The organism is Pseudoalteromonas sp. 2CM39R (genome assembly GCF_023161845.1).
Window position 1 is genome coordinate 318287 of sequence record NZ_JALNTM010000004.1, and the last position, 14626, is coordinate 332912.

Genomic DNA, 14626 nt, shown 5'->3' on the forward strand with positions numbered 1-14626 from the left:
GTTCTCCGCACAAATCTTATTTTTATAGTGTGTTTATAGTCAGTGTAATTAAGTTAAAATAATGTAGCTAGTATATTAATGAGACATTAGACCAGTTAAACTTAACGTAAACTTTCTAGTTTCGCCACCTAAATTTGTAATAAATTCGATTACTTGTCGATTTGCTATGTTAAAATCAAAAAAAATTTAAACATTGGTACTTTTATGCATACCTATCAAGCAACTGAAAACGCACTTAAAGACAAAGTAATTTTGATCACAGGCGCAGGTGATGGTATCGGCCGTGTCGCAGCTATTACCTATGCTAAACATGGTGCAACCGTTATTTTATTAGGAAAAACAACTAATAAACTAGAATGTGTGTATGACGAAATCGTCAATGCAGGCTACCCACAGCCAGCGATTGTGCCTATGGACTTAAAAGGTGCAACTAAGCAGAACTATCGAGATTTAGCCGCAACAATCGAAAATCAATTTGGCCGCCTTGATGGACTATTAAATAACGCGGGTATTTTAGGTACTTTAGGGCCGTTAGAGCATTTTTGTTCATCAACATTCGAAAATGTGATGAAAGTAAACGTCACCGCACAAGCGATGATCACTAAAGCGCTATTCCCTGTCATGCGTAAATCAAAAAGTGCCTCAGTGGTATTTACCTCATCGGGTGTCGGTCGTAAAGGAAGAGAGTTTTGGGGACCTTATGCAATTTCTAAATTTGCAGTAGAAGGTATGATGCAAACATGGGCGTGTGAAGTTGAAAAAACGCCAATCCGTGTTAACTGTATTAACCCAGGCGCAACCCGAACATCAATGCGTGCAAGTGCATTCCCTGGTGAGGATCGTGATTTACTTGCAACACCTGAAGATTTAATGCCAACTTATCTGTATTTAATGAGCGATGACTCAAAAGATATCAATGGTCAATCGTTAGACGCACAAGTTAAAAAATAATATTTAGTTTTAAACGTAAAAAAGCCGCTATAAAAAGCGGCTTTATTGTTTTATTAGTAGCGTAATTACTTACGTTTAGTCGGTTTTACACGTTGATTATGCTTTTTAACCGCCTTACGAATTTGATTTATTTTCGCGCGTTTATCTTTACGTTTTTCAGGGATAACCGACAGCTTAGTTTGCGTTTCTTTACCAAGTTTAACTGTTTTACGTAAATAGTTAACTGTGTCTAAATCGTACTCAATCCAACCACCTTGTGGTACACGCTTATCAAGCTCTAATTTACCGTAACGTATACGAATTAGGCGTGACACTTCCACATCTTGTGATTGCCATAAACGACGAACTTCACGATTACGGCCTTCGTTAAGAGTTACGTTGTACCAGCGGTTAATACCTTCACCGCCCATAGGCTTAATACCGGTAAATTTAGCCGGACCATCTTCAAGCTCTACACCGCGAAGTAAGTTTTTCATTGTTTCGTCAGTCACTTCACCAAATACACGAGCTGAGTATTCGCGTTCAACTTCGTAGCTCGGGTGCATTAAGCGATTTGCTAATTCACCATCATTCGTAAAAAGCATCAACCCTGACGTATTCACATCTAATCGTCCTACTGCTATCCAACGATCGCCATCTATACGTGGCAAACGGTCGAATACAGTACGACGACCTTCTGGATCTTTACGAGTACTTAGTTCGCCCTCTGGCTTGTTGTACATAATTACGCGACAAATTCTGTCAGCTTTTTCTTCAATTTTAACAGTGTGGCCGTCAACACGAATTAAATCGGTTTCTTCAACCCTGTCGCCTAACTTAGCTACTTTACCGTTTACACTCACACGATTAGCGTCAATGTATTTTTCCATTTCGCGGCGTGAACCTACCCCTGCGCGGGCTAGGACTTTTTGTAACTTTTCACCTTGTATACTCATTTGGATGGTTCTCTCACAGAAGGATCACTTAATAACTGGGTAATTTTACTTTGCTGTTGCTCTGGCAATGCAGGTAAATCATGAAGTCCCGTTATTGAAAAATAATCTAAAAATTGTTTAGTCGTTGCATAAAGTGCCGGTTTCCCAGGTACTTCTTTATGCCCAACTACTTTAACCCACTCTCTTTCAAGCAGAGTTTTAATAATATTTGAGCCTGTTGCTACGCCCCGTACTTGCTCAATTTCACCACGGGTAATAGGTTGTTTATATGCAATTAGCGACAAGGTTTCGAGTAAAGCTCGCGAATACTTAGGAGCGCGTTCTTGCCATAAATTACTCAACCATGGGCTTAAACTGCTACACGCTTGAAAACGATACCCACTGCCTACCTCAACTAAGCGTATACCTCGGGTTTGATAATGAACTTGAATTGCCTCTACAGCATCATTAATCCGCGCCATAGAAATTGCTAAATCGTTTAAAACCGTGTCCTTAAGATGACGTTTTGATACGGGCTTATCTGCCACAAAAATCGCCGCTTCAATGATTTCAATTAATTGTTCATCACTAATTCGCCGACCTACCATAATCACTCTTAAGTTAATAAAAACACACAGCCATCTATTATGACAGAACAATCACAAACTAGGAAAATATATTAACAAAATAACGTTTCATAGGCATAAAAAAGCCAGTGAAAAACACTGGCTTGATATCAAGTACATTCAGTAACGTAATTTAACTGTTTTTAAATTGCTCAAGTGCATCATCTTCTGCAACAGAATCACCATGCTTTTGAATATAGCTGTTGAACTCTTTTTTGCTTATTTGTTTATCTTTATTACGATCCATGTAACCAAAATGATTTGATATATCATCGTCATCAGCTTCAGTAACTGAAATAAAACCATTGCTATCATTATCTAAGCTTTTAAAATCATTTTCTATTTTATCAAACTTAGCAATATCAGCTTTAAATGCAGACTCACTCACTTCACTATCTGTAGCAACTTTTCCAGCATTTAGCTGCATATAAGCATCATATTCATTACGGCTTATTTGATTATCCATATTTGTATCTATGTTTGAAAAGTGCTGCCAAATACTATCATCGTCGGCTTCTGTTTTAGAAATAAAGCCATCGCTGTCGTTATCTAAGCTTGCAAAATCACTGTCGATTTTTTCTAAACCTTGATTTGAAGAACAAGCTGCTAAACTCAATGCGGCTAAAACAGTAGAAGCTATCGTTAATTTTTTCATCAGACGTATCCTTGTATTAATAAATTTCAATTTTAGTGATACAAATACGATGCCAAAAAAATAAACCATTAAAATCAGACAATTAAACAAAAACAACTTCTATTGCGATATTCAATAATGCAATTTTTCCAAACTACATAGGTAATTTTTACAAAAAAAAGCTCGGTAAAAACCGAGCTTTTTATATATTAAATACAGTAATTTAGATTGCAGCGTTTTGGTAACGCTTCACAAAATCAGTTACGTTTTGGCCATTACACTTTAATGTGTTTAAGTTACCAATTTGCTTACGCACTGGTTGTAAGCCTTGCTTTAATGCAGTTATACATAACTGTGTTTCTTGATGTGAATCTTTTGCAAATACTTCAACTTTTGATGCTGCAGGCTGTGCTGCAGTTTGTTGTTTTGCAATATCGCGAATGTCTTGACCGTTACATAGGATACTTTTTGAATAACGAGATAAGTATATACCATGCTTTGCTGCCATTTTACGTGCAGCTGAAAAACCTTCATTGGCGCTTACTACGCACAAGTTTGACTCTAATTTATTGTCTTTGCTGTAATACGCATTGCTTTGTGCAGAAGCGGTAACAGAAACAAAAAGAGAGGCAGCTAAAAGTAATTGAGTTTTCATCAGGTAGTCCTATTTGAACGAGTTAAACAAACGATTTTTGCGCATTATATAGACAACTTTTAACATATCAATTGAATATTTTATTTATTTTATTATTTAATAATGCATTTACAATGTTTAAACATTAAACAGCAATTGATCAACAATTGTGCAGTTATTTTCTCATTTCAGTCATGTTATGTCGCTCTAAATGCTGATACAATTTGACGAATAGAAAAAATAAATTTGAAGGTTAACTTTATGAAAGTGATTTCTTTTAATATCAATGGTCTGCGTGCTCGACTACACCAGTTACAAGCTATTATTGATAAACACCAGCCAGATATTATTGGTCTTCAAGAGATCAAGGTACATGATGAAGCGTTTCCGCTAGACGATGTACAAAAGATGGGTTACCACGTTTATTTTCATGGGCAAAAAGCGCATTACGGCGTGGCAATGTTATGCAAAAAAGAGCCTAAATCGGTATTAAAAGGCTTCACTACTGACACCGATGACTCGCAAAAGCGTATGATTAGCGTCACTGTAGAACAAGAGAATGGCCGCGATTTACATGTAATGAATGGCTATTTCCCACAAGGCGATAACATTAATCACGAAACTAAGTTCCCCTACAAACGTCAATTTTATAAAGATCTAATGACCCATCTGAATAGCCATTTCACCCCTGATCAAGATGTAATTGTTATGGGTGACATTAATATCTCACCAACCGATTTAGATATTGGCATTGGCGAAGTAAATGCAAAACGGTGGTTAAAAACGGGTAAATGTTCATTTCAACCTGTTGAGCGTGAATGGCTTGCTACCTTATTAAATTGGGGTTTTAAAGACACCTTTAGAGAACAAGACCCAGAAATTAACGACCAATATTCTTGGTTTGACTATCGTTCAAAAGGATTTGTTGATAACCGCGGCCTACGAATTGATGTGGTACTAGCAACGCATGATTTAGCAGCTCGCTGTATCGACACAGGCATAGATTATGAATTGCGCGCTATCGATAAACCATCAGATCATGCGCCTATTTGGTCAGAGTTTAGTTAATAATTATGTTAAGCGTGCAGTTGCAAGGGTTACTGTGGATTGTTGTCATCGTTATCGGCTTTTTAAGCGTTAACAAATCAACATACAGTAATTTATTTAATACCCCAGCAAGACAATCAGGTGTGTTTGCCTGTGCACTGGTACTCGCTTTGTTATGGCGTATAAAGGCCGGTATTTTACCCGGTCTCGACTTGCATATATTAGGCATTACCGCAGTTACCCTAACATTAGGTTGGCGTCTTGCTATATTAAGTTGTGTACTCGCAACAGCGCTTTTAACTGCTTTTGGACAAATAACACCTGAATTAGTCGCGTTAAAACTCATCATTAGTGCGTTTATACCGGTGTTATTCAGCTATTTAGTTTTTATTGTGTGTTATCACTATTTAGCACGGCATTTTTTTATCTATATATTTGTTTGTAGCTTTTTAACAGCGGGTGTCGTTGCCTGTATTAACATTATACTCGGTGGCGCTTTTTATTACGCAATAGGTGAATATAGTTGGCATCAGCTGAGCGAGAATTATATTTACCTAAGTCCTATTTTGGCCTTTCCTGAAGCTATGCTAAACGGTATGGCAATCACGGTACTGATCACCTATCGCCCACATTGGGTAAAAACTTTTTTTGATAAGGACTATTTAGGCTCATGAGTCTTCATTACCATTGCCCTATTTGTAAACAGCCACTAGCACTTAATGATAAAACATTACGATGCGATAACAATCACAGCTTCGATTTTGCCAAAGAAGGCTACGTAAACTTACTACCTGTGCAAAACAAAAACTCTAAACAGCCTGGCGATTCGTTGGAAATGGTGCAAGCTAGGCGCTCATTTTTAGAGCAAGGTTATTATGGCTTTTTACAAACGGCTTTAGCCAATATGGTAAAGCCACTTAATGCTGAAATAGTGATTGATTTGGGGTGTGGTGAAGGGTTTTATACTCACGCTATTGCTAACAACAGTCAGGCTAGCGTATACGGTGTGGATATATCAAAGTCGGCAGTTAAATATGCAGCAAAACGTTACAAACAATGCCATTTTAGTGTTGCTTCAATTAGCCAAGCGCCTTTTGATGATCACCTTGCTGACGTTTTGGTTAGTGTGTTTGCGCCTTTATTTGACAGTGAACTTGCACGTCTAGTCAAAGATAATGGTTGCTTAATTGTGGCAAGCCCAGGCCCAACTCATTTGAAAGAACTAAAAAATTACATTTATAGCAACGTAAACGAACATACCGAAATAGCAGCACCTGCGGGCTTTGAAAATACATCGCAACAATTAATAACAGAGCAGGTATCGCTTACATTTAACGATGTTAAGAACTTAATTATGATGACGCCATTTGCGTGGAAGTTTAGACCAGAACATTGGCAAGCACTTGAGCAAAAACAACAGCATAGCGTCACATTGTCATTTTACATTACGCAATTTACTAAAATTGCTCTTTAGTAAACGTTTTATCCATTTTATCGAACATATCTTTTAGTAATTCGGCAAGCTCCAAATAGCGGGGCTTGTTTTTTCCCATTTGCGCGTCGTAACCGTTAGCAACCATTTTTGCAAATAACTCGTTATACCATTGCTGCATAGCAGGCTCTAATTCAGTTTGCGCACGTTTACCCAACCATAAAAGCCCTTGTAATGGCAACGAGATAAAAAACAGACTACTGGCAATCGCTTGGGGCAGAAAATCCGAGCCTAAATAATTAATCTGAAAAAACAGGGTCAGCATGGCTAATATTGGCATAACTGTAATCGCAAGCTCTGTGGCTCTGATCACTTTAAATTCTGCAAATAATGGCGCAACCTCTTTTCGCATTGGCCATGTTTTAGCATAAGAACGCCCTAATTGAACTTGCGACATCACACTTTTTTGCATTAATAAATCCTCATAGTCACGGTTTGTAACACTTAAACAAACGTAATACTTATAAAAGTGTAACACAATTATCGCTGCTTTCACTTTATCGGTAAAAATGCTCAATTTCATTAGTAAAACTCACAAAAAGCATAAATTATCGAAAGAATTTCACAAAGCCCTTTTAATAAAGTCTACTACACTTTAGTCTACACTTATTTAAGCCACAAAGGCTTATACATCAACCAAGTGTACTGATTAATACTTAAATGGAAAATGAATCTATGCCAACACTCCCAAATAATCCAAACCACGTTTTGGTACTCAATTGTGGAAGTTCAAGTCTAAAGTTTGCGATTATTGATGCAAACACAGGAAACGACATCATATCAGGTTTAGCTGAGCGCCTAGGTGATGATGCTCCCTCAATTAAATATAAGTTTAAGGGAGAAAAAACCACTATTAAGCTTGCTGCTAACCAGGCACATGCCCATGCAATTGATACGCTGGTTGATTTGATAAAAGATCACAACCTCGACGAGCAATTAGTGGCAGTGGGTCATCGTGTTGTACATGGCGGTGAGCACTTTACCCAATCAGTTTTAATTGACGAAAACGTCATTGCAGGTATTACCCAAGCAGCCACATTAGCTCCTTTACATGGCCATGCTAATTTACTAGGTATTTCATCAGCACAAGCATCATTTAAAGATTTACCACAAATAGCTGTGTTTGATACCGCATTTCATCAAACTATGGATGAGGTTGCTTATTTGTATGCCCTTCCTTATAAGCTTTATAACGACTTTGGGGTTAGACGCTATGGATTTCATGGCACTAGCCATTTTTATGTAGCAGGTCAAACCGCTAAAATGTTGTCTTTACCTGTTGAAGAAAGTAACTTTATTAGCGCCCACTTAGGCAATGGCTGCTCTGTGTGTGCGATCAAAAATGGTAAAAGTGTCGATACCAGCATGGGCTTAACCCCGCTTGAAGGACTTGTTATGGGTACTCGTTGTGGTGACATTGACCCAGGGCTATTTAACTTTTTAACGACCCAACTTGATTACACCGCACAGCAAATTGATGACCTGCTAAATCAAAAAAGTGGCTTATTAGGAATAAGCGAGCTATCAAACGATTGCCGTACTATTGAAGAGGCTGCCATTGCTGGCAACTCGCAAGCCATGCTGGCACTTAATATGTTTTGCTACCGCTTAGCAAAACAAATAGCCGCCTACATGGTACCGCTGCAAAAATTAGATGCGCTTATTTTTACCGGTGGGATTGGCGAGAATTCCGATATTATTCGCGAAAAAGTACTTACACAGTTAGCCTTTTTAGGTATCAATTTAGACCCCCAAGCAAACCTTGATGCACGGTTTGGCCAAGCTGGATTAATTAGCGCTGCTAATTCAACAAGCAAAGCGGTGGTTATGCCTACCAACGAAGAATGGGTTATTGCACTCGACGCCGCAAACATCACCAAGGAGTTATAATATGGCTCGTCGTATTATGTTGGTTCCTATCTCTACAGGGGTAGGTTTAACCTCAGTATCAGTTGGTTTAGTAAGAGCGCTGGAACAAAAGACGGTTAAGGTTAATTTTTTCAAACCTATCGCCCAGCCGCGTGCAGGTGAAACTGGCCCTGAAAAATCGACCCAAATTGTCACTCAAGGCTCACCAATTAAGCCGCCAACACCGTTTGCGCTCGATTACGCAGAGCAAATGATTGGTGATGGTAAAGGTGATGACTTATTAGAAGAAATTGTTGAGCGTTTTCAAAGTAAGATCAACGATGACGAAGTGGCTATAATAGAAGGAATGGTGCCTACTCGTCGCCAACCTTATGCGGGACGCATAAACCGTGAAATTGCGCAAACCTTAGGGGCCGATATTGTATTTGTGCTTACCCCAGGGAATTACAATATTACCCAAATTGAAGATCGCCTTGAAATTGCTGCCGGAAATTACGGTGGCATAGATCACCCTCGTGTGCTGGGTTGTATTTTCAATAAAGTAAATGCCCCTCTAGATGAAGAAGGTCGCGCTCGCGCTGATTTAGTCGATACTTACAAGCCAGAAGCGCTTGATAACGAGCTTAACCGCCTGGCTTCTTTACCAATTTTTAGAAAAAACCCTTTTATGTTACTTGGTGCAATTCCGTGGGACTTTGAGCTGGTCGCGCCGCGCGTTAAAGATTTAAGTGCCTATTTAAAAGCCACTATTATTAACGAAGGCGACATGGTGCATCGTCGACTAAGACGCATTACTTTTTGCGCCCGCACGGTATCAAATATTCTAAATTATTTTACCCCAGGTGCGCTATTGGTCACCCCAGGCGATCGTTCAGATATATTGGTTGCAGCCTGCTTGTCTGCCATGAATGGTACTAAACTAGGCGCTATTTTGCTCACTGGTGGCTTTGAGCCTGAGCCGCGCATCATGGCGCTGTGCGAACAAGCCATGCAAACAGGGCTGCCTATTTTAGCAACCGAAGGGGACACTTGGCGCACCTCGTTATTACTGCATAACTTTAACCTAGAAGTGCCAAGCGATGATGAACAGCGCATTGAAAAGGTAAAAGATCATAACGCAGAGTATATAGATTCTGATTGGTTAGATAGCTTAGCTAAAAGTGTGGGGAAAACCCGAAAACTATCCCCTCCTGCCTTTAGGTATTTATTGACTGAAAAAGCTCGTAAAGCCGAAAAAACAATTGTACTGCCTGAGGGTAACGAACCTAGAACCATTAAAGCAGCCGCTATTTGTGGCCAGCGGGGCATTGCTAAAACAATTTTATTAGGTGATCGTGATGAAATATTGCGTATAGCCGAGCAACAAGGCATTGAGCTTAACGAGCATGTAACTGTAATTGAGCCAAGCAGTATCATAAATGATTACGTAGCACCTATGGTGGAAATTCGTAAAAATAAAGGTCTTACCGAAGTAGTCGCCCAAGAGCAACTTCAAGATCACGTCGTACTTGGCACTATGATGCTAGAGCAAGGTAAAGTCGATGGCCTGGTATCGGGTGCGGTAAACACCACTGCAAATACTATTCGCCCACCGTTACAGTTAATTAAAACCGCGCCAGGTTCATCATTAGTGTCTTCTGTATTCTTTATGCTATTGCCTGATCAGGTTTTGGTTTATGGTGATTGCGCTATTAATCCCGATCCTAATGCCGAACAACTAGCTGACATTGCAATTCAATCTGCCGACTCAGCAGCAGCATTTGGTATTGAACCTCGCGTAGCCATGATAAGTTACAGCACCGGTGACTCAGGCAGTGGGGCTGATGTAGAAAAAGTGCGAGCGGCAACTAAGCTTGCCCAGCAAAAGCGCCCAGATCTAATTATAGATGGACCACTACAATATGATGCAGCGATTATGGAAAGTGTAGCGATTAAAAAAGCACCTAACAGCCCTGTTGCAGGTAAAGCAACGGTATTTATATTCCCTGATTTAAATACTGGCAACACCACCTATAAAGCGGTACAACGAAGCGCTGATTTGATCAGTATCGGTCCGATGCTGCAAGGGATGCGTAAACCAGTTAACGACTTAAGTCGTGGCGCATTAGTTGACGACATAGTGTATACCATTGCTTTAACTGCCATTCAAGCAGCGCAAGCTGAGGCACTTAATTAACCCCTTTAACTAACATGTCCTTTTTATAGCCTAGCCATTTTTTAATTACTTATTAATAGGTTAGGCTATTTATACCTTACAACCCCCAAGCTTATCCACAGAAATTGTGGACAATTATTTTTTAATTAATAAAAACTTTAACAACGGCTCAGTTTGGGCCTTTAACTTAGATTCAATACTCTATACTATAAAGCTATTATCTTGCTGCTATGGATGGGTTTTATGTCAAAACAAACACTACAATTACACAGCACTGTTTTATCAATTCATAGTTTAGCGCTTGATGCCGACATCCCTCCTGCCCTGTTAAAGCAACCATTATTTTTTATTTCAAAAACGCACGATGAACTCTCGGTCGTTTGCCCTGATGACTTTATAATTGATAGCCAAGATACAGAATCGAATTGGCAAGCATTAGAAGTAATTGGCCCATTAGGATTTTCGTTAACCGGTATTATGGCAAATATTTCAGGAGTATTAGCAAGAGCTGGCGTGTCAATTTTTTCAATTTCAACCTATGACACCGACTATATCTTAGTAAAAAAGCAAACAGTCAACAAAGCGATGGCTGCTCTTAGAGCCGATGGCTACAATGTGGTAACTTAATTAATAATGAAATCTGAAGACGTTAGCTATTTAACTAAAAATAAAATTGGCCGAGGCGCGATACAAATAACTAGCCCATTCAGTGGCAAAGTTATGCAGATGGACGCGCATCCTGAAGCTTTTTTCCGCTTTGGAACTTTGGGGCCTGGGATTATTGTCAGCTTAACCAGCCATAAAGTGTTAGCGCCATTTAATGGCACTTTATTGCAAGTTAAAAGCGGCGGGTGCGAATTTATTCTAAAAGCTAAAAATGGCTTAAAAGTATTAATAAACTTAGCCGTACCCGATTCTCAAACTCTCACGCATACTCATATTGCTCAGCTTAATGGCAGCAAAATAACCAAAGGACAGCGCCTCGCTTACTTTGATTTGCGTGAACTCGATGCGCCTATTTTAGCCAGCCTTATCATACTCAATGGCCACGACTTAGGCACTTTTCATTATTCTCACCCGCAGGTCAATGCTGGTGTAGATACCTTATTAACTATTATCAAAAAGAAGTAGGTTTATGATCACTCTCTATGGCATTAGCAACTGCGACACTATTAAAAAAGCAAAAAAATACCTAAGCGATAATGACATCGCGTTCACTTTCCATGACTATCGTAAAGATGGCGTTAATCATAATATGGTTAGCGATTTTGCGGAGCATATTGACTGGGAACAACTTGTTAATAAACGTGGCACAACATACAGAGCGCTGTCGGATGAGCAAAAGCAAAGCTTAACTAAGCAAACTGCTATCGATATATTGGTTGAACAACCTGCAATGATTAAACGCCCTGTTCTTATTAATGATGGGCAATATCACTTAGGTTTTAAAGCAGCACAATACGATGAGATCTTTAAATAATGACCCATCCAGTAATTACCCTAGCCCAAGCTTTAATTCAGCGAGAGTCGGTTACACCTGAAGATGCAGGCTGCCAACACATGATGAATGAGCGTCTAAGTGCAATTGGCTTTGACATTGAATCACTCTTTTTTACTGACACGCTCAATACTTGGGCACGAAAAGGCACGCAATCACCACACTTTTGTTTTGCCGGTCATACCGATGTGGTGCCCACTGGGCCTGAAAAAAATTGGCAGCATCCGCCTTTTGCTGGTCTAATTGAAGACGGTTTATTACATGGGCGTGGCGCAGCCGACATGAAAGGCTCACTGGCAGCTATGGTTGTAGCCACAGAGCGCTTTGTATCTAAGCACCCAGATCATAAAGGCTCTATCTCGTTTTTAATTACCTCAGATGAAGAAGGCCCTTTTATCAACGGCACTACCCGCGTAATAGATACTTTAGAAGAGCGCGGTGAAAAAATTGATATGTGTCTTGTTGGTGAGCCTTCATCGCGCGATGTACTCGGTGATGTGGTTAAAAATGGTCGTCGTGGTTCTCTAACTGGTTTTTTAACTATCGCCGGTGTGCAAGGGCATGTGGCTTACCCACACTTAGCGCAAAACCCAATTCATTTAGCCACGCCAGCATTAACTGAATTAAGCCAAACTGTGTGGGATATGGGTAACGACTTCTTTCCTGCCACCAGCTTTCAAATCTCTAACATTAATGGCGGCACAGGTGCCGGTAATGTGATACCCGGTGAGCTTGAAGTACAATTTAACTTTAGGTTTAGCACCGAAGTTACTCATCAGCAGCTGCAACAAAAAGTGAACGCGATTTTACAAAAACACAATTTGAATTACGAACTAAATTGGATTGTAAATGGCCTACCGTTTTTAACCGATCACGGTCCGTTAGTTGATGCTACCGTCGCTGCGATTAAATCAGTAACTGGCTTAACCACTAATTTAGAAACAACAGGTGGGACATCAGATGGCCGCTTTATTGCTCAAACCGGCGCTAAAGTAATCGAGCTGGGGCCACGTAACGCCACAATTCATAAAGTTGATGAGTGTGTTAGCACAGATGACCTGATCGCGCTGGCCGATATTTATGAACAAATATTAGAACGACTGTTAACTTAATGACTGCAAATAAAGAACTCATACAATGCATCACCGGACAAAGTGATGCACACTTAGTCGCCATACAAAACCATTATTTGCATACCAATATTGTCAACGACTTTGTTGCACTGCAATCAGCGGCTGCATCCGCTGGCTTTGATTTATGTATTGCATCAAGCTTTCGGGATTTTAATCGTCAATCGGCTATTTGGAATGCTAAATTTTCAAATAAGCGCGTGGTGTTAAATAAAGCGCAACAAGCCGTTGAACTAAATTCACTGAGTGATATTGAAAAATGTACCGCCATAATGCTGTACTCTGCACTGCCAGGGGCAAGTCGCCATCATTTAGGCACTGACTTAGATATTTTTGATAAAAGCGCAATGAGTGACGATTATGAGTTGCAACTAACCCCCGATGAATATCAGCATGGCGGGCCTTTTGCCGAACTGAGTCAATGGCTAGACACTCACCTAGCAGAATTTGGATTTTATCGGCCTTATCAGCATGATTTAGGCGGTGTTGCCCCAGAACTTTGGCATATTAGTCACATTGCGCAATCAGAGCAGCTTATGAGGCACCTGTCAGTTGAGGTATTACACAACTGCATTAAAGAGAGTGATTTATTAGGTAAAGACGCTATTTTAACCCACTTACCTGCTTTATATGAACGCTTTGTGCTTAATGTGAGCCCACCTGCTAAGCGGTGTTAGTTTTTTTATTTAACGTAAAAACCAATACAGCCAGTAAAATAATACTGCTGGGGAGCATAAATTGCACAGTTAAGGTTTCTGATAAAAACACCGCTCCTGCAATAGCTGCCAAAACGGGCACGCATAACTGCACTATAGCTGCATGCGTGCTTTTTAATAAAGGCATAGCCACATACCAAATACTATAACCTACGCCTGATGCGATGGCACCTGAGGCTATTGCAAGTAACACCCCTTCCATACGTACATTTTTAAGCTGGCTCATACCCACCACAATTAAAATAGGTAGCACTAATAAGCTGCGAATAAAGTTATAAGTGGTGGCCCTAAGTGGTGACACACACGCTTTGCCTCTAATACTGTATATTCCCCATGCCACGCCACTTATGCTCATTAATACTACCGCCATTACCGGTGGCGCTGTTTGCGAAGGCAGCATTAAATAAACAAAAGCCACAAACGCCACAATAAATGCAAGCCATTGCACAGCGGTTAAGCGCTCTTGCTTATAGATGCCCCAGCCGATCATGGTAAATTGCACCGCGGAGAATAAAATAAGCGCGCCCATACCGGTATCTAACTCTATATAAGCTATAGAAAAACACAGCGCATATATCAGCAAGCTCACACTGCTTCGCCAGCTTCCGATATCGTTAATAACGGAGCTACTTAATTGTGCTTTTTTATTTAATTGCTTTGTATAGAGCAGCATAATAATAGCCAAACACACTGCCCCGCTGAGAAGCCGTATAACAGTGAAATTCCACGCATCAATATAACCTTGAGCTAATGCTAAGCGACACAATAACGAATTGGCAGCAAAGGCAACTAACGCGATAATAGTAAACAGAGTGGCTTTCAAATAAATTCCTAACGTATTGATAAATATGTACCGTATTTATATACGGATTAAATTAGCGTCCATTGTTGTAAACGTTAATATGGTTATTTTTTAATAATAAAGCTTTAATGTTTATACACTACGCTTTTTTACAATCT

The 14626-nt window shown here is 39.8% G+C and carries 17 protein-coding genes; 11 read left to right on the top strand and 6 right to left on the bottom strand.

The genetic code is table 11. The annotated features are described in order from the left end of the window. Positions 1 to 204: 204 nt before the first annotated feature. Positions 205 to 951 carry a YciK family oxidoreductase gene (locus tag MTF66_RS11780; RefSeq protein ID WP_109874741.1) on the top strand — a complete coding sequence of 249 codons (747 nt, stop codon included), beginning with the start codon at positions 205 to 207 and terminating at the stop codon, positions 949 to 951. 65 nt (positions 952 to 1016) lie between these two features. Here the strand turns inward: MTF66_RS11780 and rluB are convergent, their stop codons facing one another. From rluB to MTF66_RS11800, 4 genes are all read right to left on the bottom strand, one after another. Then, positions 1017 to 1886: a 23S rRNA pseudouridine(2605) synthase RluB gene (gene rluB / locus MTF66_RS11785; protein ID WP_008110001.1), complete on the bottom strand. Its 870-nt coding sequence runs from the start codon at positions 1884 to 1886 to the stop codon at positions 1017 to 1019. After that, positions 1883 to 2473 (bottom strand): SMC-Scp complex subunit ScpB, encoded by a 591-nt coding sequence (gene scpB, locus MTF66_RS11790; protein ID WP_008110002.1) that lies wholly within the window; start codon positions 2471 to 2473, stop codon positions 1883 to 1885. Before scpB ends, rluB begins: the two co-directional genes overlap by 4 nt. Positions 2474 to 2624: 151 nt before the next feature. Further along, positions 2625 to 3146 carry a calcium-binding protein gene (locus tag MTF66_RS11795; RefSeq protein ID WP_055011864.1) on the bottom strand — a complete coding sequence of 174 codons (522 nt, stop codon included), beginning with the start codon at positions 3144 to 3146 and terminating at the stop codon, positions 2625 to 2627. 202 nt (positions 3147 to 3348) lie between these two features. Continuing rightward, positions 3349 to 3780, bottom strand: a complete 432-nt coding sequence (locus MTF66_RS11800) for a hypothetical protein (protein ID WP_010389773.1) — start codon at positions 3778 to 3780, stop codon at positions 3349 to 3351. A gap of 240 nt (positions 3781 to 4020) precedes the next feature. Here MTF66_RS11800 and xthA point away from each other — a divergent pair, with 240 nt between their 5' ends. Genes xthA through rlmA form a run of 3 tightly spaced genes read left to right on the top strand, consistent with a single transcriptional unit; the run spans position 4021 to position 6280 of the window. Next, positions 4021 to 4827: an exodeoxyribonuclease III gene (gene xthA / locus MTF66_RS11805; protein WP_248527296.1), complete on the top strand. Its 807-nt coding sequence runs from the start codon at positions 4021 to 4023 to the stop codon at positions 4825 to 4827. A 5-nt stretch (positions 4828 to 4832) separates the two neighbouring features. Next, a complete protein-coding gene (locus MTF66_RS11810) occupies positions 4833 to 5480 on the top strand; it encodes an energy-coupling factor ABC transporter permease (protein ID WP_138571215.1) in 648 nt (215 codons plus the stop codon). Further along, complete coding sequence (gene rlmA / locus MTF66_RS11815; RefSeq protein WP_138571216.1) at positions 5477 to 6280, top strand: 23S rRNA (guanine(745)-N(1))-methyltransferase; 804 nt, start codon at positions 5477 to 5479, stop codon at positions 6278 to 6280. The genes MTF66_RS11810 and rlmA overlap by 4 nt, the downstream gene beginning before the upstream one ends. Here rlmA and yfbV read toward each other — a convergent pair. Beyond that, complete coding sequence (gene yfbV, locus MTF66_RS11820) at positions 6264 to 6710, bottom strand: terminus macrodomain insulation protein YfbV (RefSeq protein ID WP_054201193.1); 447 nt, start codon at positions 6708 to 6710, stop codon at positions 6264 to 6266. The two genes, rlmA and yfbV, sit on opposite strands and share 17 nt — an antisense overlap. 263 nt (positions 6711 to 6973) lie before the next feature. Here yfbV and MTF66_RS11825 point away from each other — a divergent pair, with 263 nt between their 5' ends. The 7 genes from MTF66_RS11825 (at position 6974) to MTF66_RS11855 (ending at position 13627) form a co-directional block, all read left to right on the top strand. Next, complete coding sequence (locus MTF66_RS11825) at positions 6974 to 8188, top strand: acetate kinase (RefSeq protein ID WP_138593937.1); 1215 nt, start codon at positions 6974 to 6976, stop codon at positions 8186 to 8188. Between the two features lies 1 nt (position 8189). Beyond that, complete coding sequence (gene pta, locus MTF66_RS11830; RefSeq protein WP_248527297.1) at positions 8190 to 10343, top strand: phosphate acetyltransferase; 2154 nt, start codon at positions 8190 to 8192, stop codon at positions 10341 to 10343. A 222-nt stretch (positions 10344 to 10565) separates the two neighbouring features. After that, positions 10566 to 10949: an ACT domain-containing protein gene (locus tag MTF66_RS11835; protein ID WP_010389757.1), complete on the top strand. Its 384-nt coding sequence runs from the start codon at positions 10566 to 10568 to the stop codon at positions 10947 to 10949. 6 nt (positions 10950 to 10955) lie between these two features. Continuing rightward, positions 10956 to 11453 carry a PTS glucose transporter subunit IIA gene (locus MTF66_RS11840; protein ID WP_248527298.1) on the top strand — a complete coding sequence of 166 codons (498 nt, stop codon included), beginning with the start codon at positions 10956 to 10958 and terminating at the stop codon, positions 11451 to 11453. 4 nt (positions 11454 to 11457) lie between these two features. Then, the gene (locus MTF66_RS11845) at positions 11458 to 11802 is read left to right on the top strand and encodes an ArsC family reductase (RefSeq protein ID WP_248527299.1); all 345 of its coding nucleotides are present in this window, start codon (positions 11458 to 11460) and stop codon (positions 11800 to 11802) included. Further along, positions 11802 to 12932 carry a succinyl-diaminopimelate desuccinylase gene (gene dapE / locus MTF66_RS11850; RefSeq protein ID WP_054200794.1) on the top strand — a complete coding sequence of 377 codons (1131 nt, stop codon included), beginning with the start codon at positions 11802 to 11804 and terminating at the stop codon, positions 12930 to 12932. The genes MTF66_RS11845 and dapE overlap by 1 nt, the downstream gene beginning before the upstream one ends. Beyond that, complete coding sequence (locus MTF66_RS11855; RefSeq protein WP_248527300.1) at positions 12932 to 13627, top strand: M15 family metallopeptidase; 696 nt, start codon at positions 12932 to 12934, stop codon at positions 13625 to 13627. The genes dapE and MTF66_RS11855 overlap by 1 nt, the downstream gene beginning before the upstream one ends. Here MTF66_RS11855 and MTF66_RS11860 read toward each other — a convergent pair. Next, the gene (locus MTF66_RS11860; RefSeq protein WP_248527301.1) at positions 13614 to 14489 is read right to left on the bottom strand and encodes a DMT family transporter; all 876 of its coding nucleotides are present in this window, start codon (positions 14487 to 14489) and stop codon (positions 13614 to 13616) included. The two genes, MTF66_RS11855 and MTF66_RS11860, sit on opposite strands and share 14 nt — an antisense overlap. Positions 14490 to 14626: the final 137 nt, after the last annotated feature.

What these genes read in the sequence shown, in the direction of transcription:
- MTF66_RS11780 (WP_109874741.1), top strand. Translation starts at nt 205, where the DNA reads ATGCATACCTATCAAGCAACTGAAAACGCACTTAAAGACAAAGTAATT.
- rluB (WP_008110001.1), bottom strand. Translation starts at nt 1,886, where the DNA reads ATGAGTATACAAGGTGAAAAGTTACAAAAAGTCCTAGCCCGCGCAGGG.
- scpB (WP_008110002.1), bottom strand. Translation starts at nt 2,473, where the DNA reads ATGGTAGGTCGGCGAATTAGTGATGAACAATTAATTGAAATCATTGAA.
- MTF66_RS11795 (WP_055011864.1), bottom strand. Translation starts at nt 3,146, where the DNA reads ATGAAAAAATTAACGATAGCTTCTACTGTTTTAGCCGCATTGAGTTTA.
- MTF66_RS11800 (WP_010389773.1), bottom strand. Translation starts at nt 3,780, where the DNA reads ATGAAAACTCAATTACTTTTAGCTGCCTCTCTTTTTGTTTCTGTTACC.
- xthA (WP_248527296.1), top strand. Translation starts at nt 4,021, where the DNA reads ATGAAAGTGATTTCTTTTAATATCAATGGTCTGCGTGCTCGACTACAC.
- MTF66_RS11810 (WP_138571215.1), top strand. Translation starts at nt 4,833, where the DNA reads ATGTTAAGCGTGCAGTTGCAAGGGTTACTGTGGATTGTTGTCATCGTT.
- rlmA (WP_138571216.1), top strand. Translation starts at nt 5,477, where the DNA reads ATGAGTCTTCATTACCATTGCCCTATTTGTAAACAGCCACTAGCACTT.
- yfbV (WP_054201193.1), bottom strand. Translation starts at nt 6,710, where the DNA reads ATGCAAAAAAGTGTGATGTCGCAAGTTCAATTAGGGCGTTCTTATGCT.
- MTF66_RS11825 (WP_138593937.1), top strand. Translation starts at nt 6,974, where the DNA reads ATGCCAACACTCCCAAATAATCCAAACCACGTTTTGGTACTCAATTGT.
- pta (WP_248527297.1), top strand. Translation starts at nt 8,190, where the DNA reads ATGGCTCGTCGTATTATGTTGGTTCCTATCTCTACAGGGGTAGGTTTA.
- MTF66_RS11835 (WP_010389757.1), top strand. Translation starts at nt 10,566, where the DNA reads ATGTCAAAACAAACACTACAATTACACAGCACTGTTTTATCAATTCAT.
- MTF66_RS11840 (WP_248527298.1), top strand. Translation starts at nt 10,956, where the DNA reads ATGAAATCTGAAGACGTTAGCTATTTAACTAAAAATAAAATTGGCCGA.
- MTF66_RS11845 (WP_248527299.1), top strand. Translation starts at nt 11,458, where the DNA reads ATGATCACTCTCTATGGCATTAGCAACTGCGACACTATTAAAAAAGCA.
- dapE (WP_054200794.1), top strand. Translation starts at nt 11,802, where the DNA reads ATGACCCATCCAGTAATTACCCTAGCCCAAGCTTTAATTCAGCGAGAG.
- MTF66_RS11855 (WP_248527300.1), top strand. Translation starts at nt 12,932, where the DNA reads ATGACTGCAAATAAAGAACTCATACAATGCATCACCGGACAAAGTGAT.